General features: G+C 57.7%; 22 protein-coding genes. 17 read left to right on the forward strand and 5 right to left on the reverse strand.

Features of this window, described 5'->3' with window-relative positions; translation table 11 throughout:
• Window positions 1–19: 19 nt before the first annotated feature.
• From QZQ97_RS06140 to QZQ97_RS06160, 5 genes are all read left to right on the forward strand, one after another.
• Window positions 20–2164 (forward strand): hypothetical protein, encoded by a 2145-nt coding sequence (locus tag QZQ97_RS06140; protein ID WP_311992708.1) that lies wholly within the window; start codon window positions 20–22, stop codon window positions 2162–2164.
• Window positions 2165–2232: 68 nt separating this feature from the next.
• Window positions 2233–4059 (forward strand): hypothetical protein, encoded by a 1827-nt coding sequence (locus QZQ97_RS06145; protein ID WP_311992709.1) that lies wholly within the window; start codon window positions 2233–2235, stop codon window positions 4057–4059.
• Window positions 4060–4068: 9 nt separating this feature from the next.
• Window positions 4069–5724 carry a hypothetical protein gene (locus QZQ97_RS06150; protein WP_311992710.1) on the forward strand — a complete coding sequence of 552 codons (1656 nt, stop codon included), beginning with the start codon at window positions 4069–4071 and terminating at the stop codon, window positions 5722–5724.
• A 10-nt stretch (window positions 5725–5734) separates the two neighbouring features.
• A complete protein-coding gene (locus tag QZQ97_RS06155; protein WP_311992711.1) occupies window positions 5735–7660 on the forward strand; it encodes a hypothetical protein in 1926 nt (641 codons plus the stop codon).
• A complete protein-coding gene (locus QZQ97_RS06160; RefSeq protein WP_311992712.1) occupies window positions 7641–9068 on the forward strand; it encodes a hypothetical protein in 1428 nt (475 codons plus the stop codon). Before QZQ97_RS06155 ends, QZQ97_RS06160 begins: the two co-directional genes overlap by 20 nt.
• A gap of 23 nt (window positions 9069–9091) precedes the next feature.
• Here the strand turns inward: QZQ97_RS06160 and QZQ97_RS06165 are convergent, their stop codons facing one another.
• Entirely contained in the window at window positions 9092–9709 is a 618-nt protein-coding gene (locus tag QZQ97_RS06165; RefSeq protein ID WP_311992713.1) for a TetR/AcrR family transcriptional regulator, read from the reverse strand.
• 121 nt (window positions 9710–9830) lie between these two features.
• Here QZQ97_RS06165 and QZQ97_RS06170 point away from each other — a divergent pair, with 121 nt between their 5' ends.
• The gene (locus QZQ97_RS06170; protein WP_311992714.1) at window positions 9831–10856 is read left to right on the forward strand and encodes an SDR family oxidoreductase; all 1026 of its coding nucleotides are present in this window, start codon (window positions 9831–9833) and stop codon (window positions 10854–10856) included.
• A gap of 191 nt (window positions 10857–11047) precedes the next feature.
• Here the strand turns inward: QZQ97_RS06170 and QZQ97_RS06175 are convergent, their stop codons facing one another.
• Window positions 11048–12136, reverse strand: coding sequence for an oxidoreductase (locus QZQ97_RS06175; RefSeq protein ID WP_311992715.1), 1089 nt, complete (start codon window positions 12134–12136; stop codon window positions 11048–11050).
• A gap of 220 nt (window positions 12137–12356) precedes the next feature.
• Here QZQ97_RS06175 and QZQ97_RS06180 point away from each other — a divergent pair, with 220 nt between their 5' ends.
• The 4 genes from QZQ97_RS06180 to QZQ97_RS06195 all read left to right on the forward strand — a co-directional run bounded on the left by QZQ97_RS06180 (window position 12357) and on the right by QZQ97_RS06195 (window position 15727).
• Complete coding sequence (locus tag QZQ97_RS06180) at window positions 12357–13430, forward strand: sugar ABC transporter substrate-binding protein (protein ID WP_311992716.1); 1074 nt, start codon at window positions 12357–12359, stop codon at window positions 13428–13430.
• Window positions 13431–13439: 9 nt separating this feature from the next.
• A complete protein-coding gene (locus tag QZQ97_RS06185) occupies window positions 13440–14687 on the forward strand; it encodes an LVIVD repeat-containing protein (protein WP_311992717.1) in 1248 nt (415 codons plus the stop codon).
• 84 nt (window positions 14688–14771) lie between these two features.
• On the forward strand, window positions 14772–15173 hold the full coding sequence (locus tag QZQ97_RS06190; RefSeq protein ID WP_311992718.1) for a VOC family protein: 402 nt from the start codon (window positions 14772–14774) through the stop codon (window positions 15171–15173).
• Window positions 15170–15727, forward strand: coding sequence for a dihydrofolate reductase family protein (locus QZQ97_RS06195; RefSeq protein ID WP_311993883.1), 558 nt, complete (start codon window positions 15170–15172; stop codon window positions 15725–15727). Before QZQ97_RS06190 ends, QZQ97_RS06195 begins: the two co-directional genes overlap by 4 nt.
• Here QZQ97_RS06195 and QZQ97_RS06200 read toward each other — a convergent pair.
• Window positions 15702–17117, reverse strand: coding sequence for an MFS transporter (locus QZQ97_RS06200; protein ID WP_311992719.1), 1416 nt, complete (start codon window positions 17115–17117; stop codon window positions 15702–15704). The two genes, QZQ97_RS06195 and QZQ97_RS06200, sit on opposite strands and share 26 nt — an antisense overlap.
• A gap of 329 nt (window positions 17118–17446) precedes the next feature.
• Between QZQ97_RS06200 and QZQ97_RS06205 the strand changes: the two genes are divergently transcribed.
• Window positions 17447–17857, forward strand: a complete 411-nt coding sequence (locus QZQ97_RS06205) for an Exc2 family lipoprotein (protein ID WP_311992720.1) — start codon at window positions 17447–17449, stop codon at window positions 17855–17857.
• Window positions 17858–17964: 107 nt separating this feature from the next.
• Here the strand turns inward: QZQ97_RS06205 and QZQ97_RS06210 are convergent, their stop codons facing one another.
• Together QZQ97_RS06210 and QZQ97_RS06215 are read right to left on the reverse strand one after the other, a co-directional pair.
• The gene (locus tag QZQ97_RS06210) at window positions 17965–19140 is read right to left on the reverse strand and encodes an MFS transporter (RefSeq protein WP_311992721.1); all 1176 of its coding nucleotides are present in this window, start codon (window positions 19138–19140) and stop codon (window positions 17965–17967) included.
• The gene (locus QZQ97_RS06215) at window positions 19137–20297 is read right to left on the reverse strand and encodes a serine hydrolase domain-containing protein (RefSeq protein ID WP_311992722.1); all 1161 of its coding nucleotides are present in this window, start codon (window positions 20295–20297) and stop codon (window positions 19137–19139) included. The genes QZQ97_RS06210 and QZQ97_RS06215 overlap by 4 nt, the downstream gene beginning before the upstream one ends.
• A gap of 121 nt (window positions 20298–20418) precedes the next feature.
• Between QZQ97_RS06215 and QZQ97_RS06220 the strand changes: the two genes are divergently transcribed.
• The 6 genes from QZQ97_RS06220 (at window position 20419) to QZQ97_RS06245 (ending at window position 26813) form a co-directional block, all read left to right on the forward strand.
• A complete protein-coding gene (locus QZQ97_RS06220) occupies window positions 20419–21306 on the forward strand; it encodes a LysR family transcriptional regulator (protein WP_311992723.1) in 888 nt (295 codons plus the stop codon).
• 229 nt (window positions 21307–21535) lie between these two features.
• Window positions 21536–22855, forward strand: a complete 1320-nt coding sequence (locus QZQ97_RS06225) for an MmgE/PrpD family protein (RefSeq protein ID WP_311992724.1) — start codon at window positions 21536–21538, stop codon at window positions 22853–22855.
• Window positions 22856–22872: 17 nt separating this feature from the next.
• Window positions 22873–24210, forward strand: a complete 1338-nt coding sequence (locus tag QZQ97_RS06230; RefSeq protein WP_311992725.1) for an LLM class flavin-dependent oxidoreductase — start codon at window positions 22873–22875, stop codon at window positions 24208–24210.
• A gap of 16 nt (window positions 24211–24226) precedes the next feature.
• Window positions 24227–25141, forward strand: a complete 915-nt coding sequence (locus QZQ97_RS06235) for an ABC transporter substrate-binding protein (protein WP_311992726.1) — start codon at window positions 24227–24229, stop codon at window positions 25139–25141.
• On the forward strand, window positions 25138–26055 hold the full coding sequence (locus QZQ97_RS06240; RefSeq protein ID WP_311992727.1) for an amino acid ABC transporter permease: 918 nt from the start codon (window positions 25138–25140) through the stop codon (window positions 26053–26055). Before QZQ97_RS06235 ends, QZQ97_RS06240 begins: the two co-directional genes overlap by 4 nt.
• Window positions 26052–26813 (forward strand): amino acid ABC transporter ATP-binding protein, encoded by a 762-nt coding sequence (locus tag QZQ97_RS06245; RefSeq protein ID WP_006318796.1) that lies wholly within the window; start codon window positions 26052–26054, stop codon window positions 26811–26813. Before QZQ97_RS06240 ends, QZQ97_RS06245 begins: the two co-directional genes overlap by 4 nt.
• Window positions 26814–26834: the final 21 nt, after the last annotated feature.

Here is a 26834-nt window from a genome sequence, read left to right on the forward strand (position 1 = left end):
TACACAAGAGGAATTCCCTATGTTAACCACAGCTTTGCAGCAATCGGTCAAAATCGCCGTAACCAAATACCTCGGCATCAAGGAATATGCTTATACCTGTTACGGCGACAGTGTCGACAAGGATATTTATTACGTGGTGCCGGAAATCCCGGTGTTTGTCGCGAGGGAGCCGGAAACCCCGAGCTTTATGTTCTACAAGTATCGCGGCGAAGATACGCAAGGCGGCTATGCGCAATTTACCGTCATGTTGCCGCACCCTGAATTGGACATGCAAGAGAAGATCCGAGCCCAATTGTTTGGCAACATTCAAACGCAGCTGGAAGCGAAATCCACGTTGATTGTTCAGTATGTTAAAGCGGAACAGGCTTACGTGGCGGATCCTGAGAATCCGAGCAAAAAATCGGCTATGGACACGGCGCTGAAAAATACGGGGCTGGACGACGAGCAGGCCGCCAAATTTGTGGCGCTGTACGACAGCAGCAAAGGCAATGACCAGTTCCTCAACCAGTTAATGCCGGAAGACGCGGCTAAAATCAAACTGCTGCAACCGCGGTTTACGTCGGCGCAGGCCTCGCTGATTCTGGATAACAACGATAAATTCCATCGTCAAATCCCCACCACGCTGTCGCCCTCCGGCCTGGGGGATAACAACACCGTGTTTAGCCTGTCGCTAACCGGCGAAGGCGCCACCATGTTCGAAAAAGTGCTGCAAGGCACCGATAAAAGCTCAAGTGTCGCGGTGCGCTTTGACTTCAACCTGGACGCTTCCCTGCCGGCGGCAAAGGTTACGGTCAGTTACGACAGCGAGATCACCAAATCGGTGACGCAAGAGATCTCCTACCACACCTGGTCGGCCGATGAGAAAAAGATTGAGCGCGAATATATCGAAAAAGGCGCCATTAACATCAAATTAGAAACCGGCCTGAGCGCTGCAGAGATGGGCATGACGCCAGAGCAATACATTAAATGGAAAGACGGTCTGCGCGACTGGGGACAAAAACAGGTTGAGCAAATCCTCAGCAGCCAAACCGGGCTGGACATGAGTCTGGAGCTGCTTAATGACGTCGATGGATTTGGCAAATTCAAATCCAGCCTCGACCAGACCAAAAGCTTTACCCGGGTCTACGATGAGAACTCGGTGGTGTCGTTTTCCATTGCGCCGCAGGCCCAGCTGCCGTCGATCCAGTCCATCGTCGGCGAAGAACATCTGGACCAGTACTTTAAAGAGTACGATCTCAATGATCCGTTCTACCAATACCTGCAACCCGAATTCTTTGTCACCGACGATCTGGCGAAATACAACGTCGCCAATATCGTGGTAACCGCCATCTACGACAAGAACAATCAGAGCACCTTGCATTTTTCCCCGGGTGACAGCAAACCGAAAAAAACCGACAAATGGTTTATCAACCCCGAGTTGGGCCGTTCATATAGCTATTCCTACACCGTCAATTTTAGCGGCATGCAAGCCAAGCCCTATCATTCCGGCAAGATCCAGGTCGACAATGAGTTGGTTGTCACCATTAACGTTGCGCAGTGCGGCATCGTTTATGCGGATATAGCGACGCTGCTTGACCCTATGGGATGGAAAATCTTCAGCCAGGTGGTGGTTAAAACGCGATATTCCGATCCGGCGAACAACGTCGATCCCAAACTGGTCAGCCAGGTTGTCAAGGAGTCGTCGCCCCCCACCCCCTTTATTTATCCGATCGGCACTAAAGTCGAACAGCCGATTTATTACTCCGCCGATTACTATGTCCTGGATGGCGACAGCCTGACTTACGTGCCAAGCGACATGGAAACCAACCCGCAGTTACCTGACTATGACGGCATTCGCGGCAACCAAATCCTGATCTCCAACGCCCTGCCGAAGCAGCAGAAATACACCATTATCTTAAAACCTACGCAGAAAGATATTTCACTGATCACCTTCGATATGACGGTGTATTACCCAAAATGGGATTTCAAACAGGTCCAATCCTTTGCCTTGACCGAGTTTGATCCCAAATCGATGACCCAATACCTGACCTTCAACCTGATGCAGCCGGAGAAAGACAATGTGCCGCAAATCAACTACATCGCCGTGGTGTATTTCGGCACCGACAATGACCACAAAGAAGTCACCAAAAACGTGACGAGCAGCATCGTGGTCGTCACGTTTTGAGGGGCTGAGGCAATCCGGGGCAAGCTCGCCTTGCCCTGTTTCCACTGTCACAAACTGGGGAGGTCGCCATGGACAACCAATTGGTCGTGCAAAACATCTGTTTCATTCGCGCCGACCCGGACAGGCCAATTTATTACTACTGCGCCGCCGCACCGGGCATTACCGTGAATGACGACAACCAACCCGCCGTCCAGTTGCAGATATTCAGAAACAGCGACCGACCGGCCACGGTTTACTACGCCACGCTGTCATTGCAAACGCAGTTGGAAAGCAGCCCCGAAGCCGCACGCAAGGCCGCAGACGCCAGCCCGGATATCCCGCGCGATGCGCTGTTATTGCCGTTGCAGGCGATTGCCTGTAGCGCCACGCTGGACATTCCCGGCTTTATTGCCGGCCAAACCAGCAAAACGTCTTTGAGCAGCCAACAGTTTTGCTATCTTTTGGCTAAATTAACCTCGGGCGACGATATCGCCCTGCTGGCGAGCCTGATGCAGGCACCGGCCTCCACGCCGATCGCCGTCAGTTATAAAATCGACTACCTGCAACAGCTGCCGCCGGCAACCTTTGAGCTGGAGGCCCGCTGGGTCCAGGTTTATCAATTCCTGCAAGAGTCGATCGGTTTCAACCTGCTGATTTTTTCCGTCAATATCGAAGAAACCTCGGCGCGACTCATCAGTGAAAAAGTGGTCAGGATCAAAGTCCGGGAAACCGATCCCGACGGCCATATCGAGCAGGCGGCCGCCGAATTGACGCAGATCCTGACCAGCCAGTTTTTTACGCCGGTTTTTGCCCGCGCACCGCAGCAACCTCAGCCTGAGGCCGGTTTTTACCTGCAACGGGTGTCGATTGAAGACGTCGAACAGCGACGCTTAAGCGGCAAACTGAGCGAAACCACGGTGGTGCAGCGGTCGCTTTATCCGCAGGCCCTGTTTGCCGAACTGGTCAAAGGCACCGATTATCAGGCCGACCGGGTGATCACCAAGAGCGATCTGCAGGATGATTTTTTCGCCTTCCGCGAGGTGCGGGTCAACCTGCTGTCCACCGAGCTGGACGACAATATTCAGTTGGTGGTTGCACGCCTGCGTTATGGCGACGACAACCGGCAGTTTAACTTTCGCCGCGGCGATACCGACCCAAAACTGTTTAGAGTGGCCAGCATCCTGGATCCCAAAACCGGCAAAATGCTGTGGCCGGTCGAATATAACTTCGTCGTTTATTTCAATCAGGCGATCGGCGGCGTGACCTCCGTCAGTTCAGGCAGCCTGCAAACCGAATTGAACGATATTTATCTGGATATCGAATCCGTTTATGGCCGCTATGATTTTATGATCAAGGCGGCGAGCCAGTTCGACTGGAGCTGGTATCAATCGGTACTGGTCACGCTGCGTTGCCGTCATATGCAGCGGCCGAACAGCTCCATTTCGAAAAGTTACCAGATTAGCCAAACGGCGCAGCAAGACAGCTATCCGGTCATGCTGCCGGAACCTGATTTGTATCTGTTCGAGGTCAGCAAGGAATACAGCACCGCCACCAACTCGCCCCATATTCCCGCCGAACTCAATGAGCCGACCAGCCAGGATGTCTATCTGTTTTCAACCCTGTATCGCCAGCGCGTGCTCACGCTGTCCGCCAGCATGGATTGGCAACAGGTTGCCATGGTGATCGTTTCTGCCAACTATGCCTATTCACCTACCGATAGCCTGCAACAGGTTTTTCAGTTTACCGAATCCGATGCCGCGCCCCAGCGATTCAGCGCCGATCAACTCGACCCTGAACGGCTCATCGTCGACCTAGACATCTGGTTCACCTACCAACCGGGCCAAGGCGAGGGAAAACCCGCGTACGCTCAATCCGCAACCCTTCAAGACGATATCGACATCGCCAACCTCAATTAAGGAATCGCCATGTTATTACTCAGAGCAAGAACCGAAACCATCAAAAATATTACCTTCTTCGCCGATGACTCCGATGATAACCAGTTCTGGTATTTGCCCGGTGACATCCATATCGCGCAGCAAGGGGAAAGGCCCGTATTTTCACTGATCAAATACACCGGAGATGGCAGTGACCAACAAGGGGGATACATTAACTTTGAGGTAAATACGGCGATTGATGAAGCCGTGCTGGACAGCGCTTTCAGCGACTACCTGCGCAAACTGCACGTTGATCCGAAAAACGCCCGCAAAGCCCAGGTGCCGTATGACAAAGGCACGGTCAACTTTTTTGTGCTGGATGCGAAAAGCACCAACGGCGAGCTGATAAGCGCCCCATGTCCCAGCCTGTTCGGCAATAACAGCGCCATCTTCAGCGCAAAACTGACGCCGCAACAGGCGGTCATTCTGGAAGCCGCCTTTAATCAGGCGCAAGCGCCGGCCGCCGTGGCCTATAACCTGAGCTTTACCGGCATCACGCCGGCATTAAAGGTTGAAGTAGAAGCCCAGTTCGACAGCCTTTACAAAGAGTTCGATGTTAAATTTGGCGCCAACATTCCGATCCCGGTGGAAACCCCCGCCAGTTTTTGGCTGGGCTTTGACAGCGTGATCAAGAAGCTGCAGCAGGATCAAAAGTTGATCATCAAGGTGACCGAGAGCATGCCGAGCGAAGAGGAGGCAAAGGAAAAGGAATGGGCGCTGCAATTCGTTAAAGAGGAGATCCTGAAAAGCTTCTTCAGCGCTTCGCTCAAACCCAACGATGACAGCAATACCCAGGCGAAATCGGCGAGCGACTCGATATTGGATTCGCTGATTTCCAGCGGTAAAGACGGCGAAGAAGGCGGTAAAGGCGGTTTGTTTCCGAGCGCCTCGCTGGAAATAAAACTGGTGAGAATCGAAGAAACCAAGAGCCTGAATTTCAACTACACCTCCTCGAAGGCCCTCAGCCAGTCCGCCGTGCCGCAAAACTTTATCGGCAGCGATATTCTGCATGCGCAAAAGGTTGCCCCCTACTTTATTGAAGTCAACGTCAACGATCCCTTCTTCCAGAAAATCGACTTCACCGTGCTGGGGCCGGACAGTTTCGAGGAATACGGCATCAAGGCCGCAACCTTCTCTCTCACCTACAACCAGAAAATTTACACCGCAGACCCCTTTGTCGCCGATGACGGAAAATGGACCAAGAGTATCGCCCGCAGCAACAACAAAGATGAACTCTTTGTGATCCAAAGCGAGTTTGCCTTCAAGTCCGCCGCCTCATCCGGCTGGGAAGGCCGCAGCAGCTTCCAATCGCCGTCACAGTCGGCTTCAACCTTGCTGAACCTGGATCCCGCAGCGGTGTTGACGTTCAACGAAGTCGCCATCTTCCTCGACAGGAAATTCTCGTGGGAAAATTATAATCAGGTGATCGTCGAGTTGGACTATATCGACGATAAACAGAGCCGGAAAACCAAGAAGTATCCGTTCAGCCAAGATAATAGCGATAGCAAAACCTTTAAATATCGCTGCCCGACCGAGACCCCCTGGGTAGTTAACTACAAAATTCTCTATTTTCTTGTTGGTGGCGACATCGTCACTAAAGACGGCAGTGAAAACCCGCCGGCCATCGTTATCTCGAATCTGGCTTAAGGGGGTGGCGATGGATGAACGTAACGCAGTATTGCCGGCCGCATGGAACGCCCTGATCGGCGCCCTGTGTCGGGAAGCGCCTTATTTACAGGGCGCACTGGCCCCCGAGCTCGCCCGTTTCAGCCAGGCGCGTCTGGCTTCCGGCTGTTTGTCCGCCGCCTTTACCACCAGCCTGCTCGCCTATAACGGCTGTCCGCTCGAGTTTACCCTTTCATCGTCGAAACCCTTGGCGATCGCCTGCACGCTGGATCCTTTTTTGCCGCGCTACGCGGAAGATCGTTCGGTCGATGCTTTTTATCGTCATTACCAGCGCATCACCGCCGCACCGACAGAGGCTTTGCCGGAACCATACCTTGAGGCAGTGAAACGCATGCAGCGGCAAACGGAGGAGCCGCTGCGATTCGGCTCCTGGCTGGGCCGAAAATATGCGCCGGAGGGCGTTAAAACCAAGGTCTATTCCGAGGTACCCGCCGGTGGGTACGACGAAGCCGGCTGGCCCGGCGGCCCGGTGGTTCACCCCAGCCACGCCTGCAGGGAGATCGGGCTGGCGTTGCTGATGGTGGGCTATTATCCGCAACTGCCCGCTTCGCCGCTTGAATACTACTATCAATGGCATAGCGCACAGATAACCCACGCCGATATTGCCGAAGTGATGCTTTTCTTCGGCTGCGGGGATCTGTTTCCCGCCCTGTCGCCGTTACTGGAGCGTGCGCTGCGGCAAACCTTGCGTGATGAAGGTTTTCCTCACACCACTTACGGATTTAGCCTGGTCTACGGTCCGAACGGCGAGCTTGAGAGTTTTACGCTCTTTACCATGGCGCCCAGTTTCTTTGGCGATAATCAGCGGGTATTCCCTGGCGTGGAGGCGCTGTTGGCACCCGGCGGCCAAAGCATGCCTTTGTTGCGGCGCGTCATTGCCGAACGGGTTCCTTTGCAATTCAATGTGGTCGGCTTTTCTGTGGATCGCCAGGGTAATGAGAACATCAGTTGCACCTTCAGCCCGCAAAACGCCCGTTTCGACGCTCAGCCGGTCAGAACGTCGCCATCCTCTGAGCCCGCTGCGCGGCCCGATCTGACGGCGTTACTTGAACAGCAATGCGCCAGCGGCGCCTTTATTTCTCATGCCAGAACGCCGGATGGCCGTTGGCATCGGGATGAAAATGCCTTTGTCACCGCCCAGGTCCTGCGCACTTTGGAGTACACCCGGCAGACCGCGCCTTATATCGAGAAGGCGCTCGATTTCTTGCTCGCCTGCGAAGTCAGGCCATTCCATTTCAGCTTTTGGCCGACCGCAGCCCATCCTTCATGGATGGCGAACCAACGTATCTGCGCTGACATTGACGACACCGCCATCATTACCGAACTGCTCTACAAGTTTGGCCGCATTTCGCTGGCGCAGCTCAGGCAGACAATTTCGCACATGAACGCTTATCAGACAGGCAGGGTCGATCCTCGCCTGAAGGAGGTACAGCATCAATGGGCGGAATGCCAAAGCTTTCATACCTGGATGCAAGACGACAATGACATCCGCCTGCTGGATTGTTGCGTGAATACCAACGCACTGATTTTACTCAATGTACTGAGGGCCGAAACCGGCGTCGTGGCACCGGCCTATCTGCGCATTATTAAGATGTTGAATCAGGCGGTGCAATGGAGCGGCAACAGTTACGACAGGCTCAGTACGCTGACCCCCTATTACGCTCATCCCCACGAATGGCGCGTCGCCCTTGAATACGCCAGACAGCGCGGGATCCCGCAACTCACGCCCGTCATTGACGCATTGGCCCGCTGGCAAGGGCCTGCCGAAGGGCGGGAAAGCCCACTTTACCGCCGGCATGACGGGCGGTTCCTCTGGACCTCGGCCTGCCTGAACCCGTTCAGATCTCTGGCCCATATCCACCACACTGAGGATAGCCATGAATACCTTTCTCAATGATCTGGTCACACTGAACAAAATCATTCTGGATAACGCGCGCGAACAGTTTCCAGACGCCGGGGAAAAACGGTTGCATTACCGCGCCGCGCCGGCCACGCTGGCAGAGGATCTGGCCGCAGAGGTCTGCACCGAGATCGTTTCGGGGGAAACCCGTTACCAGATTGCCACCAGTACGGACGGCACCCACTGGAACATGACGCTGGATTTCGAACTGAGCCGACAGGTGCCGCAAATTCCCTATGTGGTGCTGACCTTCAGTACCTTCGGTAGCGTCGATGAGATGATTTTCGACAAAGTGCTGCTGACCGCCACGGAAAACCGCTACCAGGCGCAGCTTGACCTGGATCGGCTGGAACAGCGCGACGCCCTGCTGCGCGCCCTGTCGGATTACGACGCGCAAACCACGCTGGTGGTCGCCATCGTCACCGATCACGGCATTGTCAACACCATCACTGCGCCCAAAATTTTCTATTTTGCCGAAAACTACTATCCCTATATTTACCAGGGCATAGTGCCGCCACCGCCTCGCCTGCAGTTGATTCTCACTCCGTTGGCCTTTAACGACGTGTGGTACAACTACTATCAGGACTATGTCCGAAAAAATTACCTTTATTATCTGCCGGACACCTTCCTGCTCGCCACCAACGCCGCTGACGACGACAAGCCGATGCTGTCGATTTCCTTCATCGCCCCAGAAAATGCGACGTCGCTGGACGAGATCAAGGTGACATTCGATTACTTTCTGTCGCCCAAGGTGAACCAGGCGCGCGTCGCCGACGCCGCCGAGCAGTTCACGCAAACGCAACCGGACGGCAAGCTGGCGCCATTTGCCAATGCCGACACGCTGACGCTGCAATTGGGCTTGCCCGACGGCAAGACGGAGGAGAAAAATGCGCTGATCAACCTGCAAAGCGGCATCGTGGATTCCTTCACGCTACCCGTCCACCAGTTTGCGCTGATCTGGGATGCGTTATTTGACCGCTCGCCGCAAAACCTGCTGCTCAAGGGCTATCTGGCGGTGCGATTCACCGGTTTTAATCCGGACAACATTCCGGTGATGCTCGCGCTGGACGCCCGATATCAAAGTAAAGTGCGGGAATTTATCAAACAGTCCGCCCCGGTGGACATCAATAAAACCCTTGAATTCAGAAGCGACAGCGGCGCTTACGATCCCTCGGGGCCGAGGCCGATCAAGCGCATTCTGGTGAACATCGCCAACCAAACCATCGAATTGGATAAGGACCATCCTTCCCATTCGGTCAAGGTGAAAATCTCGGTGTTGGAACTGATCCTCAACCCGGACAAAAGCTTGGTTTATCATTATGATCTGCAAGTCTATTACGTCGACGGCGGCATGCGGCCCTATTACGACCAAACCTCGAGTTTTGAGATCATTTACGTTCCGTGAACGGCGCGCCTGCCGTAGGGATTTCAGGTTGTCGCCGGTGCGAACAGCAGGCTGCGCAGAAACAACATGAGCAACTTGCCGGAGGGATCGGCAGCGTTGCCGGTCCGCTGCAAAGCCAGCCCGTGCGCCATCGCCATAAAGGCCGCCGCCAGTTCGTTTTGATCCGCCGGCGGCGCCTTGCCCACCCGTTGAAACAACGAACCGATCACCGCGCCAATTTTTGCCTGATGGACGTCCCAGATATTTTTGTACTCCACGGCAAAGGCCGGACTGCGTTTCGCGTGCAACTGCAGCTCAACCGACAGCATGCACCAGTCGGCTTCGAGATTCAGGGTCGCCGTCCAGGCCTCCAGCGCCGTCAATACTTGCTCCGGCGTATCGATATCACTCTGGGTCAGCGCAGTAAGTTGCGTGGCCTCCGTCTCCATATGGCGTTGTAGCAGTTGCAGCAGCAAGGCTTCCTTAGAGGCAAAGTTGGAATAAAACGCCCCCTGGGAATACCCGGCCTGGCTGGCGATGTCCCGGATTGAGGTGCCGCCGTAACCACCGGCGACAAACAATTGGCGCGCGGTTTCAAGCAACTGCTCACGGGTTTGCTGCTGGCTTTCTTCGCGGGTTAACCGCTTTCTTTCTGTCTTCATTTTCTTCGACTTTAGGCTGTTTTGGCGTAACGGATACGCATTTAAGATATCACTTGATATTTTAAATGTGCACCACTAAATTAAGATATCATATGAACTTTGAAACTCACTTAAGATTTTAATGATGATGAACATGAAAACGGCTTTTGTCACCGGCGCCACCGGGCTGCTCGGCAATAATCTGGTCAGAGAATTGGTTGCAAAAGGCTGCCACGTCAAAGCGTTGGTGCGCTCGCTGGAGAAAGGCCGCCGGCAGTTCGGTTCCATCGAAGGCGTTGAGCTGATCGCCGGCGACATGGCCGATGTGGCCGCCTTTGCCGTGCATCTGCAAGGGTGCGACGTACTGTTCCACACCGCCGCGTATTTTCGTGACAACTACAAGGGCGGCAGCCACTGGCCCGAACTGAAAGCGATCAACGTCGACGGCACGGAACGCCTGCTGGAACAGGCATACCGCGCTGGCATTCGCCGTTTTGTTCATACCTCCTCCATCGCAGTGCTCAATGGTGAACCGGGCATGCCGATAGACGAAACCTGCCTGCGTCGTTCGGAGGATGCCGATGATTATTACCGCAGTAAAATTCTGGCTGACGAGGTGGTTCTGGCGTTTCTGCAAAGCCACCCCGATATGAACGGCAACCTGGTCCTGCCGGGCTGGATGTGGGGACCGGCCGATCTTGGCCCCACCTCTTCCGGGCAACTGGCCAATGACGTGATGAACGGCAAACTGCCTGGCCTGGTGCCGGGCAGTTTTTCGGTGGTTGACGCGCGGGATGTGGCATTGGCGATGATCCTGGCGGCCGAACGCGGCCGACGCGCAGAACGTTATCTGGCCGCCGGGCGGCATATGACCATGCAGCAACTGGTGCCGCTGCTGGGCAAAATAGCCGGGGTTCAAACGCCAAAGCGTACCTTGCCATTACCGATGCTCTATATTGTCGCCGCGCTGCAGGAAGCTTATGCCCGTCTCAGCGGCAAGCCGGTCTTGCTCAGTTTGGCGACGGTGCGTTTGATGGTCAAAGAGGCCAACCGCTCCCATTTCAATCATGCCAAAAGCGAACGGGAACTGGGTCTGACATTCAGGCCGGTAGAACAAACGATCGGCGATACGGTAGCCTGGTTGCGCAATAACGCCGCTGAAAGCTAATCGAACCAGGGGAAAGCCCTTTCCTCCGGTTTATTGCAGTATCGCCACACCCCGAGCCTGAGACAGGTGGGGTCATGCAGGTTAGCCGACCGTTGAGCGCATGGACGCGCGATACGAGCCTCCATGGACGGATTCACGGCGTGTCGGTGCTCTGCATGCTCCTCACCTGTAGTACTCTTAGGCGCGGCTATTTAGGCGGCTTGCGCTTCCACATACTTCAGCGCAGAACGCAATGTGACCTCGCTGAGCGCTATCGGCAGCAAATGAATCGACTCCCCCTGCTGCAACGTGCGTGCAATCAGGCGCTGAACCTGCTCGTCATCGTGAATGTCCACCGCCAATGCGGCCAGGCTGACCGGCAGATCCAACCGCCGGTAAAGCGCGATTAACTGCGTCACGGTTTCCCACTGCTCCAGCAAGGCGCTTTGCACCAGAATACCGTAGGCTACCTTGGTGCCATGCAAGAAGGCATCGGTCTGCGGCAAGGCGGTCAGGCCGTTATGCACCGCATGCGCCGCCGCAATGCGGGTGTAACGATCCCCCAACCCGCCCACCAGGCCGCCGCCGGCGATAATCGCCTCCAGCACGTTGAGGAAAGGCTGGCTCAATTGCCCGTGCGCCAGCGCCTGCAACGCCGCTTCGCTTTCGGTGAGCAGCACGTCGCGCAGGGTCAGCGCAGTATTCAGACCCAGTTGCACGGTCAGCGGCAAGCGTTCCGGTTGCGGGCTGAGCACCGCCGCTTCGTACCATTTCGCCAGCGTATCGCCAATGCCCGCCAGTAAATACGCCTTCGGCGCACGCAGGATAATTTCCGGCTCCACCAGGACCAGGTGATTCGCATCGTTGAAAATTTCGTAGCGCAGCGCCTGCCCCTGATCGTTATACCAGACCGAAAGCGGCGTCCAGGCGGCGCAGGTTGCGGCAATGGTCGGGATCGCCACCACCGGCAGCCCCAGCCGGCGCGCCACCACTTTGGCGGTGTCCAGCACCGCGCCGCCGCCAAGGCCAATCACCACCTGCCGACCCGCCCCCGCCTGTTGCACGATGCTTTGCACCGTGCTTTCGCTGCAATGACTGTTGAACAACACCCTGCGGGCTTCAGGCGCGTCAAACACCGCAGGCAACCAGGGCTTGGCTGCCGCCAGCGCGCGCTCGCCATAAATCCACAGCGCGTTGCCCAACTGTTGCGGCGAATAAAACTGCACCAATCGGTCAATCGCGCCGGGGAAAGCAAAATAGTTGGCGGGGCCGGCGACCACGCGGATGTGGGTATCACTCATGCTCAAGTCCTTATTTTGTTTGCTGTTGCCATCATAGAGACGGGAAAGCCGATGACTAATACTGTTTTGCATTAGCTTATGATTTTTCGTTCATTGTCATCCGACCGGCCGCCGTGGAAACTGGCTGCTTCAATTCATGCCGGTAAAAAAACCATTCCAATGGTAACGATGAATTGTCCTCCCGTTTTTAATGATGCTTGACCACGCAGGGTAAAACTTAATGAAACTGTTCAACACCTCATTACTGGCGTTAAGCCTGTTCGCCGTGTTTCCCGCTATTTCCGCCTCCACTGCCGCACCGGTTCCGGCGGCGATCGCCAACCATCAGGGGCCGATCCGCATTGCGGTGATCCGCAATCTGGGCTCGGACGACAATACCACGCAGTTCGTCACCGGCGCGGTGCAGGAAGGCCGCAAACTGGGGTTTCAGGTCAACACCTTCCTGACCAACGGTGACGACGCCAAATTCCAGGACTTCGTCAATCAGGCGATCAGCCAGAAGTACGACGGCATCATTCTGTCGCAGGGGCGCGATCCTTACTCAACCGCCCTGTTGAAACGCATCGCCGACAGCGGCATCGCGGTGGCAGCCTTTGATACCGCGGTACAGGGCGAGATCCCGGGCGTGACCGTCAGCCAGCAGGATGACGCTTCATTAACCGATCTCTCCTTCGGCCAACTGGTGAAAGACTTCGACGGCAAAGCCAACATCGTCAAACTTTGGGTTGCCGGTTTCCCACCGATGGAGCGGCGCCAGGCGCAGTACCAGAAACTGCTGCGCGACCAGCCCGGCATCAAAGAGCTTGAGTCTATCGGTGCGGTGTCTTCCGACGTTCAGGGCGATACGGCCAACAAGATCGGCGCGATCCTGGCCAAGTACCCCAAAGGTAAGATAGACGCCATCTGGGGAACCTGGGACGCCTTTAGCCAGGGCGCGTACAAAGCGCTGCAGGAGAATGGCCGCACCGAAATCAAACTCTACAGCATTGATATCTCGAACCAGGATCTGGCGTTGATGCGCGCCAAGGGCAGCGCCTGGAAGCTCAGCGTGGCGGTCGATCCCAAGCTGATCGGTGCCGTTAACCTGCGCCTGGTGGCCAACAAAATCGCCGGCGAGAAAACCCCGGCAACCTATGAGTTTAAAGCCGCCGCCATTCCGCAAGCGCTGCTGCTGAGCCACCCGGAAGCCACCAACGTCGCCTCGCTGGCCAAGGTGATCCCTGGTTGGGGCAAATCGGACGATTTCGTTGCCCCCTGGTTCGCCACGCTTGAAGCGCAACAGGCTAAAAAATAAGGAAGGTTAATGGCATCGCAACCGCTTCCCCACCCCGAGTACAGCCGCAACATGCGGCTGATCGGCCACAGCGACCAGGGCGGACGGCCCGATGGCGTACAGGTGATGGTTCACCGGGGCTACGCCTACATCGGCCATATGGTGTCGCAGGGGTTTTCCATCGTCGACGTGCGCGATGCGAAAAATCCGCGCGCCGTTGGCTTTGTGCCTGCGCCGCCCGGCACCTGGAACGTGCATTTGCAGGCGCATGACGATTTGCTGCTGGTGATCAACGCCCGTGATCTGTTTGCCGACGCCCGTTTTGCCGACGAAAAGGTGTATTACACCCGCGCCATCAGCCAGACGGTGTCAGGCAACGACGCCCGCGGCTGGAGCGCCGGGGTACGTATTTTCGATATCTCCACGCCGGAGCGGCCACAGGAAATCGGTTTTCTGGCGCTGGAGGGCATCGGCGTGCACCGCATCTGGTATGTCGGTGGGCGATGGGCGTACGTTTCCGCCCTGATTGACGGCTACAGCGACTATATTTTCCTGACTGTCGATCTTGCAGACCCGCGCAACCCGCAAATCGCCGGGCGCTGGTGGTTGCCGGGCATGCACAGCGCCGGAGGCGAGACGCCAACCTGGCCGGAGGGCAAACGCTACGCCCTGCACCATGCCATTATCAGCGGTGACACCGCTTACGCCAGTTGGCGCGACGGCGGGCTGACGCTGTTGGATATCCGCGATCGCAACCAGCCGCAGCTCATCGCCCACCGCAACTGGAGCCCCCCCTTTGGCGGCGGCACCCACACCGCGTTGCCGCTGCCGGAGCGGGATCTGCTGGTGGTGCTGGATGAGGCGGTGCTCGACAACCAGGAGGACGGCGAAAAGCTGATCTGGCTGTTTGATATCCGCGAACCCGCCAACCCGATAAGCATCTCCACCTTCCCGCAGCCAGATGAACGGGATTACGTCAGCAAGGGCGCGCACTTCGGGCCGCATAATCTGCATGAGAACCGACCCGGCAGCTTTGTCAGCTCGACGCTGATTTTTGCCACCTACCAAAATGCCGGCGTCCGCGCCTACGACATCAGCAACCCTTATCAGCCGAAAGAAACCGGCGCGCTGGTGCCCGCCGCGCCGCAGACCATGATGGATAAACGCCCGGGCCGACCGCAGGTGATCCAGTCCTGTGACGTGTTTGTCGATGCTCAAGGCATTATCTACAGCACGGATTACAACGGCGGTCTGTCCATTATCGAGTATCTGGGGTGAAAATTGGCCGGCGCAATGTCGGCTTTTTACCTGTTTGGGATAGTATGAATGAACAGGCAATGACCCCCAGAACAAGGAGAAGAGATGTTTAGCCATATCACCGTAGGCGTCAGCAATCTGGACAAAGCCGCAGAATTTTACGATGCCATTTTGCTGCCGCTGGGATTAATACAACGCCCGGTAACGCCCGACGGCGGCCCCGCCGCGCGTTGCTGGGTAAAACCGGGGCTGACCTTGCCGCGATTTTACGCCTACGAGCCGTATAACGGTCAACCCGCCGGCGCCGGCAATGGCAGCATGGTGGCATTCACCGCCGACAATGAGAATCAAGTGCTGGCAGCCTATGCCGCAGGCCTGGCGGCCGGCGGCAGCTCCGAGGGTGAACCCGGTGAGCGCGCGAATTACGGCAAAGGTTACTTTGGCGCTTACCTGCGCGACCCGGACGGCAACAAAATTCATCTGGCCTACCGCGGGGACTTGCTCTGATGAAATGTTCGGTATACATCGCCACCAGCGTAGATGGTTTTATCGCCAGAGCCGACGGCGATATCGATTGGCTGCTGCGGCCTGAATACGCCGTATCGCTGCTCAACGGGCTGAGTTTCGAGGAATTTATTGCCGACGTCGATGCCTTGGTGATGGGGCGCAATACCTATGAAAAGGTAAGCGCTTTCCCCGAATGGCCTTATGGCGCCTTGCCGGTGATCGTTTTGTCGTCACACGCGATCGACATCCCGCCTCACCTGCAAAACAGCGTAAGGCGGGAGGCTGGCGCACCTGAGTCAATCGTCGCCCGGTTGGCGAATGAAGGATACCGACATTTGTATATCGATGGCGGCAATTGCGTGCAGCGTTTCCTGCAGGCCGGGTTGATTGACGAACTGACCATTACGCGCGTTCCGCTGTTATTGGGCTCCGGCATACCGCTGTTTGGTGCCGTGGGTGCAGAGCAACGGCTGCGCCTGATCGCCGCGACGCATTCCGACAATGGATTCGTGCAGGAACGTTACGCCGTCAGCGCGCCGAATAGCGGACCCTAAGCCCCCGGCCGCCGAGGGCAATACCCAATGCGGCCAGTGCCAGCAACGCCGCCGCTCCGTAGGTGAAACGCATACCGACGGTCACGGCGACGGCATTGGCGCCGTTGATGTCGGTCGTGTTCGAGGCAAACATAAACAGTGCACCCATGGCGGAGGCACCGGTGATCAACCCAAGGTTGCGCGACAGGTTTATCATGCCGGAAATCAGCCCGCGCCGCTCGGGGGGCGCGTCTTTCAGCAGCGCGGTATTATTGGCGACCTGAAACAACGCATAGCCAAGGGTAACCACGCCAAGCGGTGCCACGTAACCCAAAACCCCTTGCCTTATCGACATCATCGACATGACTCCGGCGCCGGTGGCCAGAATAGCCAACCCCACGGCCGTCATCTTTGGCGCCCCCAGCTTGTCCACTAACCGGCCGGCCGGCACGCCGACCACCGCAGCGGTAATCGGCCCTGCCGACATCGCCAGCCCCGCCTGCGCAACCGCCAACCCCAGGCCGTGCGTCAGGTAAAACGGCCCTACTACCAGCGTGGTCATCATCACCGCCATCACCAGCAGACTCATCATCAGTCCGGCACTCAGCCCCGGCTGACGGAACATAGCCAGGTGAATCAACGGCGATACGGTGCTGTTCTCCACCCATACAAACAGCCCGATACCCAGTGCGGCGGCCAGTAACAGCAGCAGATTAAGCCAACCGAAATCGCCGCGCCCCAGCGTCATGGAGAGCGCATAGCTGGCCAGCGTCAGCCCAAGCAACAAGGTACCGGGGTAATCAAACCTGCCCCGCTGCTTTTGCGGTTCCTGAGCCGGGGTCGGCAGGTAACGGTAAGCGAGAATAAACGCCAACAGGCCCACCGGCAGGTTGATCAGGAACATCGCCCGCCAGCCAAAACCAAAAATCAACGCGCCCCCCAGCGAAGGCCCAAGCGCAGTCCCGATGGCGGACATGGTGCCGAGCAGCCCCATCGCCCGGCCGGTATTGTCTTTACCCAGGGCCTCGCCCACCAGCGCCATGCTCATCGCCATCATGACTGCCGCACCCAACCCCTGGACGGTCCTTGCTGCGAACAGCAGCCCGATGGTCGGCGCAATAGCGCACAGCGCAGACGCAAAGGTGAACAGCGCGATTCCCGCCAGCAGCAACCGCCGCCGGCCGATCCTGTCGCCCAGACGACCCAGAGCGATAATTGAGGTGGTGATGGCCAGCAGATAGGCGATCACCACCCACTGTATCGCCTGGAATGAGGTGTTGAACGCCTGTGCCAGCGTGGGCAAACCGACGTTGGCGATGCTGGTGCCCAGCGACGAGAGCAGCATCGAAAGAGAAAGGCTGGCGAGGATCCACCTTGGGTCTGCGCCGCCGGATTTAACTGTAAATTTCATGTTGCTGACTCCTGAAAGAACCTGTCAGCAGCCTATGTCATCGCCTGACAAGGCGGAAGGCGCAGCAAATGCAGTTTATTAGTGCATCAAACGCCATCTCTGGGTTGTGATAACCAGGACTGGACATGCACGTCATATTTTTCGGAAACAATTCTTTCCTGGCTATAATTAGCGCACTATAAAAAAGACTAGCAACAGAATAATAACCAAAATAAATAGAGCGACGTAGCAATTAACTGACGAACTTTATTTATTGACGAAAATAAAAGGGTTCTGTTAGCATTATTTCCGTATCCTCGCTCTATTTGAAGTTATCAAAAGGAAAGGTAATGGAATGCAATAAAAGAGTGAATGCCAGCGCGTTGGCATTGGGTTGCCTCATGCTGGCCGCATGCGCAGCAAAAAGCCCCGCCGAAAAACACGCTTCCCACTACATTTACCAAATATCAAACGAAAATGATTCGCAAATCAGGACGTTGGTTCACGACAGCATCAAGGCCAGCACGCCGACGTTTGATCAGTTCTACCAGCAGGGCAAATGCGACCGTAGTGCCCATTTGTCCCTGGTGGAGGCCAAAAACAAAGCCGATTACTTATCTAGCGAACAATTTAAAAGCAAACTGGAACTTAATAACATCGTCCTGAATAAAACCTACAAAATTGATTCAAATCAAAATATTTATTCCGTCTTTACGAAAGAAGCCACGGGCGCTTATTGGGATGGCTATAACGGTTTATAATAACCGTCTCTCGCCAGTAAAATGCAGTAAATTAATCGCCACTCTGTTACCCACAGTGGCGATTAATGATTTACCCAACCTCCCGACTCACTGCGCAATAGCCATGATCACACCATACCCTCGCTCGCCACGGCCGTTCCCCGTGGATAAAGCCCGATCTTGACCGCAATCGTCACTACCGCCAGCGCAGCGAACAGCCCCCCACAGAGAATACTGCCCTGCAGGCCCAGCGCATCGATAAACCAGCCGCTGACCACCGAACCGATCGCCACGCCCAAATTGATAAAGGCGATATACAGCCCGGTAGCAAACTCGGGGGCCTGTGGCGCTTCGGATGTCAGCCAGATCTGGGTCACGATCAGGCCGCTGGTGTGCGCGGCACCCCAGAACAAGCAGAGCGCGATCATCGGCCCTGTCTGCGCGCTGCCGTAGCGATACAGCAGCAGATAGGCAGCCGCCAGCACTATCGGGTGCAGTAATGTGGTCGCTATCCGATTTCGGTTCAGCAACTTACCGGCCAACAGGTTACCGGCGACCCCGCCTGCGCCAAAAATCACCAGCAGGATACCCACCATCGGCTCGCGAATGGCGGTTTGTCGACTCAGGTATTCGGTAGCGTAAGCATAAACGGAGAACATGGCGGCAAAAATCAGCACGCAGGCGGCAATATTCAGCCACAGCGCGCCGCTGCGCAGTATTGCCAGCTGTTTGCCGTAGCTAAGTTTTTGCGTAGCGGCGTCGGGGAGGCGAAAGAATAAACCGACGCCCGCCAGCAGATTAACCCATGCGCAAAACAGGAAAGAGGTTTCATAGCTGAACTGGCCGGCGATCCAGTGGGTCAGCGGGATGCCCAGCACCATGCCCATACCGGTGCCGACAAACGCGTAAGCGGTAGCCCGGGTCACCTGCTGTTTGGGATACAACGACGCTGCCGCCACCATTGCCAGCGAAAAATAAATCGGGTGGAACAGCGCCGGCAGGATACGCAGGATCATCAGGGTGCTGAAATTGGCCGCATAAGCCGACAGCACGCTGGCCAACGAGAACACGGCCAACGAAATCAACAGCATTCGCTTGCGGTTGAAGCGCGAAGCCAGCAGCACCAGCAACGGCCCCAGCAAAGCGATGGTCGCGGCAAACAGACCGACCAACCAGCCGGCCTGCGAGGTTGAAATCCCGTAGCGCGCAATGATCAACGGCAAAATACCCACCACGCCAAACTCGATGCAGTAAACGCCGAACAGCCCCAGCGCGATGAAAAAAATCGGCGGCAGGATCTTCATCGTGGCTCTCCCAACCCGTCATACACCGCCTGGCACAGTTCGCCGACAAACGCCCCCGCCATGCCCTCTAGCGCCGTATTGGTGAAGGCCACCACGCTGAGTTGCCGCACCGGATCGACAAACCAGGAATGGCCGTAAGTGCCGCCCATGCGCCAGGTGCCGATCGATTCCGGCGTCTGCGCCGCTTGCGGATCTTTCAGCAGGGTGATCCCCAGACCAAAGCCACGCCCCGGCCAGAACGGCATCGGCAGCTCGCCTATCTGGTTGCTGGTCATCGCCGCTACCCACTCTGTTGGCAACAGCGGCGCGCCGCCCTGGCGTAAGGTTTCCAACAGCCGCAAGAAATCCTCGGCAGAGCCCACCATGCCCGCGCCGCCGGAGGCATAGGCGTTAGCATCTAACGCCCGCGCCGGGGACAGGTTAAAACCGGCCGTATCCTCGATAAAAGGCAAACGATCGGGTTGCTGTAACCGCCGGGGTTCGGGATGGTGGTTGGCGTAAGCCACCGTCAACCGCTGCGCATCCGTGGCAGTAAAGCCGGTGTCGTGCATCGCCAGCGGCCCGGTCACCAACTGCGCCACCGCCTCCGCTAACGGCAAGCCGCTGGCCTGCTCGATCACGGCACCCAGCACGTCGGTAGCAATCGAATAGCGCCACTCGGTTCCCGGCGCCGCCAACAGCGGGGCCGAAGCGATACGCCGCAGGTTCTCTTGCAGGCTGAGCCGGTCATCATCCATACCGTCGGAGACGCCCGCCTGGGCATAGAACCCCTGTTCCGGCTGGAAAAACCGGTAACTCAACCCGGCGGTGTGGGTCATCAGGTGGCGCACCGTCATTGGCGGTTCGCGCCCATCGGCGGTGCGCGGCCGGAAATCCGGCAACCAGCGCGTCACCGGGTCCTCCAACCCCAAACGCCCTTGCGCCATTAACACCAGCGCGGCAGTGGAAACGATAGGTTTGGAGACCGAGGCCAGCCGGAACAGCGCGTTGGCAGCCATTGGCTTGCCGGCCTCTCGGTCCGCCATGCCCGCCGCACGGCGATAAACCCCTTCACCGCCCTGCGCCACCAACACCACCGCACCGACCAGCCGTTTGTCCTCCAGTGCCAGATCGACCGTTTTATCAATAGCCTCGGTAGCCAGCTTGTATTCACTCATGGGTCACGCTCCAGATAGACAGTCAATTCTGTCGCTACCGAGAATAGAGATTGGCGATTAACGGAAAAACAGGCTAGATTTCCCTTCATACCGGACACTCACATCCGTAATAGAGGTAAACATGGATAATCTGGCAGGCGTTTCGGCCTTTGTTCAGTCAGCAGAAACGCTCAGTTTTGTCGCGGCAGGCCGCGTGCTGGGGGTCTCAGCTTCTGCCATCGGCAAAAGCATCGCCCGATTAGAGACGCGTCTGGGCGTGCGGCTGTTTCACCGCAGCACCCGCAGTATGACGCTGACGGCGGAAGGCGCGCTTTTCTTGCAGCGCTGCCAGCGGATCCTCGGCGAAATGGCGGCGGCGGAACAGGAACTGAGCGACACCCGCAGTGCGCCGCGCGGTAAATTGCGCGTCAGTTTGCCCCTGGTGGGCAGCCTGCTGAATCCGGTGCTGGCGGCGTTTATCCGCCAATATCCGCAGATTGAGCTGGAGGTGGATTTTTCCGATCGCCGGGTTGAGGTGATTGAGGAAGGCTTTGACGCGGTGATCCGCGTCGGAGAAACCGAAGATTCCCGGCTGATGAGCCGCCAATTGGGCACCTTCCACCTGCAACTGGTGGCGGCCCCCGGCTATTTGCGTCAGGCGGGTATCCCACAACAGCCGGCCGATCTGCGCCAACACGCCTGCCTGCTGTATAAATTCCCCACCACCGGAAAAGTCGAAAGCTGGCCAGTGGCGGACTGGGACAAAATCCTCGGAGAGGGTCTGCGTGCCAGCGTGGTGTGCAATACCGTCGATACGCTGATTTATCTGGCGGAACAGGGCCAGGGCATCGCCTGCCTGCCCGACTTCGCCGTGAAACAGGCGTTGGCCGGGCAACGGTTGCAGCAGGTTCTCGGCGAGCACAGCCACCATACCGGCAGTTTTAAAATTCTCTGGCCCTCCAGCAAACATCTGGCTCCCAGACTGCGGGTGTTTATCGATCTGCTGAGCGAGCGGCTGTTTCCGGCTTAATCGAGCGAAATGGCTTAAGAGCAATTACGGCTTTGCTTTGCACAAAATTAGCTAAGCCAGCAACGACAGTGCCTGTCGGCGGGCCTCCGCGCGTTAGCTTCTTTCCATGATATTCCATTTTGAAATATGAAAGTCCCGTTCGTTCTTTCGGGGCAAGACAAATCACCACACAATAAAACCTGAATCGCAGGCCGGCTCATAACCGCATAAAAAATCAGGGTTTATACTCTTGTCATCGCTCATAACCGCTCAATTTACCCGTCTGGTGCTGGATACCCAGCCTGATGATCTCGCCCTGTCAGCCGCTCGTCGCGGCCTGATGGACTACTTTGCCTGCGCATTGCCGATCGTCCACGGCGCACTGATCGATACCGGCCTGGCAGCGGTGAAAACGGTGTTCCCGCCGATCGGCATTGAGAACCGCGCCCTGTATTTTGGCTACGTCAGCCACTCGCTGGATTTCGATGATTACCACCCTGCGCTGCGCGGCCACCCCACTACCGTGGTGCTGTCTGCCTTGCTGGCGCTGACCGGCCACCGCGACGATGCCGCCGCGCTGTTAACCGCCTATGCGATCGGCGTAGAAGCTGCCGGACGATTGGGGTTGGCGGCCGGAACCCAGCATTATCAGTTGGGTTTCCACAGCACCGCGACCCTGGGCGCGGTCGCCGCCAGCGCAGCCGCCGCACGCTATTTAGGATTGACCCCGCACCAGACGCAGATTGCACTTGGCCTGGCCGCTACCCAGGCCGCAGGGCTGCGCAGCCAGTTCGGTTCTGCCGCCAAACCGCTGCACGCCGGATTGGCGGCGCGCGCGGCGGTCAATGCCGTGCTGCTGGCGCAGGCGGGCTTTGCCGGCCAGCCGGAAGGCGTGATTGACAGCCTGTTCAGTTCCCACGGTGATGGCCGGCAGCGGCAGGATCTGTTAACCGCAGATTGGGGCGCGCCATGGCGCATCCTGCAACCGGGCCTGGAGTTTAAACGTTACCCAACCTGCGGCGGTACCCACAGCGCGGCCGAGGCCGCCTTCGCCCTGCGTGAACGCTTGCTCGAACAGGGTATTACCGCCGACGGCATTCCTGCCGCCATCCGCCACATTCAGGTCGGTTTTCCGCCCGGCGCGGATACCGCTCCCCATATTCGCCGCCCGGCAAATGGCGTCGAAGCGCGTTTCAGCCTGGAATATGTGATCGCCGATGCACTGTACAGCGGTGCCGTGCCGCTGATGCATTACGGTGAAAACCCCGTTGACCCGATGATTGCCGCGCTGGCGGCGCGGGTGGAACGCCACGCCGACCTGACTGCCCCGCCTGATGAGCGGGATCCGGAGCTGCGTTTCCACCGCGTGACGCTAACGCTGCATGACGGCCGTCAATTCAGTGACACTGTCACCAGAAAGCAAACCGCCGCCCGTCCAACGGACGTCGAAGCCAAGCTGCGCAGCATCCTGCAACTGCTGCCGCAACTGGATAGCGACCGCGTGGTTCGCGACTGCGCCTTGACGCAGCCCGGCGCGCCGGCACGGCTAATCGCGTTATTAAATCAATAATAAATAGAGGAATAATTATGAGTACTTCACCTTCAACACCATCGCGTCAATTACGTCTCGGCCTGTTTGTTCAGGCATTGGGTCACCATGTCGGCGGCTGGCGGGCAGAGGGCGCCAGTGGATCACCGACCGATATTGACTGGTTCACCTGGATCGCCAAAAAAGCCGAAGAAGGCACCTTCGACATGTTCTTCGTCGGCGATGCGCTGGCCACCAGCGTACACCGTCTGCCTTCGACGATGTCACGCCTGGAGCCGCTGACCTTGCTGGCCGCGTTGGCGGTCAACACTCGCCATATCGGGCTGGCGGCCACCGCCTCCACCACCTTCGACCAACCCTTCCATCTGGCGCGCGCCATGGCATCCATCGACCATATCAGCCACGGCCGCGCAGCCTGGAACGTAGTCACCTCTTTCTCCAGCGATGCGGCACGCAACTTCAGCCGTGACGACCTCCCTTCGCACGCCGAACGCTATGAAGTGGCGCGCGAGTTCCTCGAAGCCAGCTACAAGCTGTGGGATGGCTGGGAAAAAGACGCTATCGTGCGCGACAAGCAAAATGGCATCTACGCCATCGACGACAAAATTCACGCGGCCAACCACAAGGGCAAACACTTTTCGGTCCAGGGGCCACTGAATATTGCGCGTTCCCCACAGGGTCGTCCGGTGATTATCGAAGCCGGCTCCTCACCGGCCGGGCAGCAGCTGGCGGCGGAAACCGCCGAGGTGGTCTTTACCGCCGCCGCCACGCTGGAGGAAGGCCAGGCGTTTTACCGCAGCCAGAAAAAATACGTGGCCGAGGCCGGCCGCAACCCGGATCACCTGTTGATCCTGCCGGGCGTGATGCCGATTATCGGCCGCACCAAGGCTGAAGCGCAGGAGACCTGGTATCAGCTGAATCAGTTGGTGGATATCGATAACGGCATCGAGCAGCTTTCCGCCCGCTTCGGCTTCGATCTGAGCGGTTACCCGCTGGACGGTCCGGTACCGGACGTGGGCGCAACCGAAGGCGGCCAAAGCCGGGTGAAACTGTTGACCGATCTGGCCGCGCGGGAAAACCTGACGCTGCGGGAACTGGCTGCGGTAGCGGCAGGTTCGCGCGGACACCGCGTGGTGGTCGGCACCGCCGAAGAGATTGCCGATGACTTCCAACTGTGGCTGGAACAGCAAGGCGCCGACGGCTTTAACATCATGCCCGCCGTGCTGCCAAATCAGCTGGAGCTGTTCGTCGAACTGGTCATACCGGAGCTGCGCCGCCGTGGCCTGTTCCGTGAGGAATACCAGTATTCAACCCTGCGTGAAAACCTGGGCCTGCCGGAACCGGCAATCAACTTCGCCAACGTAAAATCGGCTTAATCTGCAGGGGAATACCATGAAAACTACCGTTAAACGCACTGCGCTGTCCCTGCTGTTGGCTTGCGCCACCATAGCCCCGTTGGCCGCAGGCTATGCCGCCGAAGGCGATGTGCCCTTCAAGGCTGCGCTGAAAGCCACCGCCGATCCGAAACTGCACGACAGCCTGCCTGAGGCCGTCAAAAAAGCCGGTTTTATCGTAGCGGGCACCAACCCGAACACACCGCCGACCACCTTCTACGAAGCGGACAACAAAACCTTGGCCGGGCGTGAAATCGACGTGATGAGCGCCATTGCCGATCGCCTCGGCGTCGCGATCCACTGGAAGGACACCGGCGGTTTCGACAATATCATTCCCGGTTTGAAATCCGGTCGCTACGACGTGGCGCTGGCCAACATCGACGCCAACAAGAAGCGTTTCCAGCAGGTCGACTTCGTCGGCTATTACAATGCCTCCAAGCTGGCGCTGATCGCCCGTAAAGATGCGGCGCTCGGCCCTTACACCGAGCTGGCGCAACTGTGCGGCCAAACCGTCGGCGCCGGTGCCGGCACTTCGCAGGTCACCCGTTTGCAGCAGGCCAGCGACCAGTGCGTCAGCGCCGGCAAACCAGCTATCACCATTCCGATCTTCCCGGATCGCCCGGCCGGCGTGCAGGCGACGATCAGCGGCCGCGTGCCGATGTTCTTCGGCCCGTATGAAGGCCTGCGCTACCAGGCGAGCCATGTTAAAGCGCTGGCGCTGGCCGGCGACATCAATATCGACGGCACCACGGTAGCCATCGCGTTGCCAAAAGGCTCCGAACTGGTGAAACCGGTGCAAGCTGCGCTTAACTCGCTGATTGCCGATGGCAGCTACCAGAAAATCCTCGACGGTTGGGATATCGGTTTCGGCGCGGTGAAAACCGCCGGCATCAACGAAGAGATTGCAAAATGAGTGCGCAACACCCTGCCGATGATGCCGAACTGAGCATCGTCGGTCATCGGCATTACGGGCGCTGGTTCAGCGCTCTGATCGTGCTGCTGATCGTCGGCATTATCGCCAACTCGATGCTGCACAACCCGCGCTTCGAATGGGCGGTGGTGGCGGAAAACCTTACCGAGGCGTCCATCATCAACGGCGTGATCATGACGCTGAAGCTGACGGTGATCTCGGTGATCTTCGGTTTCGCCGGTGGCGTGCTGCTGGCGCTGATGCGCCTCTCCGCCAATCCGGTGCTGGTCGCGGTAAGCTGGTTCTATACCTGGTTCTTCCGCGCAGTACCGATGCTGGTGCAACTTTTCCTGTGGTACAACATCGCCGCGCTCTACCCGCGCATCAGCCTGTGGATCCCGTTTCTGGGCGAGGTCGCCAGCGCGCCGACCAACACCATTATCAGCACCTTCAGCGCTGCGGTGATTGCTCTGGTCATGCATCAGTCGGCCTATGCGGCAGAGATTGTGCGCGCAGGCATTCAAAGCGTGGGCAGCGGCCAACTGGAAGCCGCCAAGGCATTGGGCTATCGCCGTGGGCAGATCCTGTGGCGAGTGGTTTTGCCGCAGGCCATGCGCACCATTTTGCCGCCGGCCGGCAATGAGGTGATCGGGCAGCTTAAAACCACCGCCGTGGTGTCGGTTATCGCCCTGCAAGACGTGCTGTATTCGGCGCAGATTATCTACCAACGCACCTATGAGGTGATCCCGCTGTTGCTGGTCGCCACGCTGTGGTACCTGGTGATGACCTCGATTCTGTCGATTGGCCAGCACTATGTTGAGCGCTATTTCGGTCGTGGTACTCAGGCCACGCGCGGCGGCTGGCTGTCGCGCAACCGCAAGGCTCCAACCGAACTGAACCAGGGGGCAGAACAATGAGCGCAGCCATTCATATCAACCAGGTGCGTAAGTCCTTCTCCGGCACCGAAGTGCTGAAAAACATCAGCCTGCAGATCCCGGCCGGTTCGGTCACGGTGATCCTCGGCCCTTCCGGTTCGGGGAAATCTACCCTGCTGCGCTGCATCAACCACCTGGAAAAGCTCGACGGCGGCACCATCCGCGTGGGTGAACAACTGATCGGTTATCGCCAGAAAGGCAAGCATCTGTATGAACTGAAGGAGCGTGAGGTCGCCGAACAGCGTAAAAGCATCGGCATGGTGTTCCAGCAGTTCAACCTGTTCCCGCACCGCACGGTGCTGGAAAACGTTACGGAAGCGCCGCTGCTGGTGAAAAAGGAAAAGAAAGCCGTGGTGGTCGAACGGGCGAAGGCCCTGCTGACCCGCGTGGGGCTGGAACATCGCATTAACGCCTGGCCGCGCGAGCTTTCCGGTGGCCAGCAGCAGCGCGTGGCGATCGCCCGCGCGCTGGCGATGAATCCCGAGGTGTTGTTGTTTGATGAGCCGACCTCAGCGCTCGATCCGGAACTGGTTGGCGAAGTGTTGCAAGTCATGAAGGGCCTGACGCACTCCGGCATGACGATGGTCGTGGTCACCCATGAAATCGGTTTTGCCCGCGAAGTGGCCGATCAAATCATCTTTATGGATCAGGGGAAAGTGGTCGAAACGGGGACTGCGCAGCAGGTGCTGGATGCGCCTCAACATGAAAGAACGCGTAACTTCCTGGCGACGGTACTCTAAATTGCATCAGGGGGCATTGCG

The sequence above is a fragment of the Serratia sp. root2 genome, from assembly GCF_031931805.1.
In the GTDB taxonomy this organism is placed as follows: Bacteria; Pseudomonadota; Gammaproteobacteria; order Enterobacterales; family Enterobacteriaceae; genus Serratia; species Serratia inhibens.

Bases quoted from the DNA above. Each gene is read 5' to 3' on its own strand.
- QZQ97_RS06185 (WP_311992717.1), top strand. From the start codon at position 13,440: ATGGCATCGCAACCGCTTCCCCACCCCGAGTACAGCCGCAACATGCGG.
- QZQ97_RS06170 (WP_311992714.1), top strand. From the start codon at position 9,831: ATGATGATGAACATGAAAACGGCTTTTGTCACCGGCGCCACCGGGCTG.
- QZQ97_RS06245 (WP_006318796.1), top strand. From the start codon at position 26,052: ATGAGCGCAGCCATTCATATCAACCAGGTGCGTAAGTCCTTCTCCGGC.
- QZQ97_RS06215 (WP_311992722.1), bottom strand. From the start codon at position 20,297: ATGAGTGAATACAAGCTGGCTACCGAGGCTATTGATAAAACGGTCGAT.
- QZQ97_RS06145 (WP_311992709.1), top strand. From the start codon at position 2,233: ATGGACAACCAATTGGTCGTGCAAAACATCTGTTTCATTCGCGCCGAC.
- QZQ97_RS06235 (WP_311992726.1), top strand. From the start codon at position 24,227: ATGAAAACTACCGTTAAACGCACTGCGCTGTCCCTGCTGTTGGCTTGC.
- QZQ97_RS06155 (WP_311992711.1), top strand. From the start codon at position 5,735: ATGGATGAACGTAACGCAGTATTGCCGGCCGCATGGAACGCCCTGATC.
- QZQ97_RS06220 (WP_311992723.1), top strand. From the start codon at position 20,419: ATGGATAATCTGGCAGGCGTTTCGGCCTTTGTTCAGTCAGCAGAAACG.
- QZQ97_RS06200 (WP_311992719.1), bottom strand. From the start codon at position 17,117: ATGAAATTTACAGTTAAATCCGGCGGCGCAGACCCAAGGTGGATCCTC.
- QZQ97_RS06230 (WP_311992725.1), top strand. From the start codon at position 22,873: ATGAGTACTTCACCTTCAACACCATCGCGTCAATTACGTCTCGGCCTG.
- QZQ97_RS06190 (WP_311992718.1), top strand. From the start codon at position 14,772: ATGTTTAGCCATATCACCGTAGGCGTCAGCAATCTGGACAAAGCCGCA.
- QZQ97_RS06150 (WP_311992710.1), top strand. From the start codon at position 4,069: ATGTTATTACTCAGAGCAAGAACCGAAACCATCAAAAATATTACCTTC.
- QZQ97_RS06140 (WP_311992708.1), top strand. From the start codon at position 20: ATGTTAACCACAGCTTTGCAGCAATCGGTCAAAATCGCCGTAACCAAA.
- QZQ97_RS06175 (WP_311992715.1), bottom strand. From the start codon at position 12,136: ATGAGTGATACCCACATCCGCGTGGTCGCCGGCCCCGCCAACTATTTT.
- QZQ97_RS06160 (WP_311992712.1), top strand. From the start codon at position 7,641: ATGAATACCTTTCTCAATGATCTGGTCACACTGAACAAAATCATTCTG.
- QZQ97_RS06165 (WP_311992713.1), bottom strand. From the start codon at position 9,709: ATGAAGACAGAAAGAAAGCGGTTAACCCGCGAAGAAAGCCAGCAGCAA.
- QZQ97_RS06210 (WP_311992721.1), bottom strand. From the start codon at position 19,140: ATGAAGATCCTGCCGCCGATTTTTTTCATCGCGCTGGGGCTGTTCGGC.
- QZQ97_RS06240 (WP_311992727.1), top strand. From the start codon at position 25,138: ATGAGTGCGCAACACCCTGCCGATGATGCCGAACTGAGCATCGTCGGT.
- QZQ97_RS06180 (WP_311992716.1), top strand. From the start codon at position 12,357: ATGAAACTGTTCAACACCTCATTACTGGCGTTAAGCCTGTTCGCCGTG.
- QZQ97_RS06205 (WP_311992720.1), top strand. From the start codon at position 17,447: ATGGAATGCAATAAAAGAGTGAATGCCAGCGCGTTGGCATTGGGTTGC.